This window comes from Pseudidiomarina fusca (assembly GCF_032227045.1).
Taxonomy (GTDB): domain Bacteria; phylum Pseudomonadota; class Gammaproteobacteria; order Enterobacterales; family Alteromonadaceae; genus Pseudidiomarina; species Pseudidiomarina fusca.
In genome coordinates, this window is sequence record NZ_JANFPJ010000087.1 from 1 (window position 1) to 511 (window position 511).

Annotated in this window: 1 protein-coding gene; it reads right to left on the reverse strand. The window is 39.1% G+C overall.

The features are described 5' to 3' along the window. Positions 1-4 precede the first annotated feature (4 nt). Entirely contained in the window at positions 5-448 is a 444-nt protein-coding gene (locus NOG12_RS13160) for a T6SS immunity protein Tdi1 domain-containing protein (protein ID WP_110077045.1), read from the reverse strand. Between the last annotated feature and the right edge of the window lie 63 nt (positions 449-511).

Genomic DNA, 511 nt, shown 5'->3' on the forward strand with positions numbered 1-511 from the left:
CTTGTTAGCTTTCACTTCTACCAACTTGTTTTGCTATTTGCCCACTCAAAGAAAAATGAACCTCGATGTCTGTTGGGTTAATATTGCTAATTTTATATTCACCACCTAACAACCAAGGTTGTATTAAACTATATATTTGGCCGTTAGATAATACTTTGCCAGATTGAATTAAATCACCGACCATTTGTATAGCAAAACATTCAACAACAAATTCTTTGTCTGATAGAAGTTCGTTAAACTGTTCAGGTGACTCAGCTACCTTAGAAAATTCTGCTCCGCCAGTATCTAACCACCAAACTTCTCTATTTTCGACATGCTGTACAAATGCGTCACCAGACGCTGACATCAGAATTGGTAAGAATTTACCCTCTAAAAGCCACTCCCAATCACTGAGTAAAGAGTCTCGATTTAGATGAGAAAAATTTACGGTTAAATCATTCAGAGTCATCGACACTTCCTGTGAAAGCTAACGCCTTGCTAATTGGCTGCCGCAGCGCAGCGTAGGCAGTCC

What these genes read in the sequence shown, in the direction of transcription:
- NOG12_RS13160 (WP_110077045.1), bottom strand. Translation starts at nt 448, where the DNA reads ATGACTCTGAATGATTTAACCGTAAATTTTTCTCATCTAAATCGAGAC.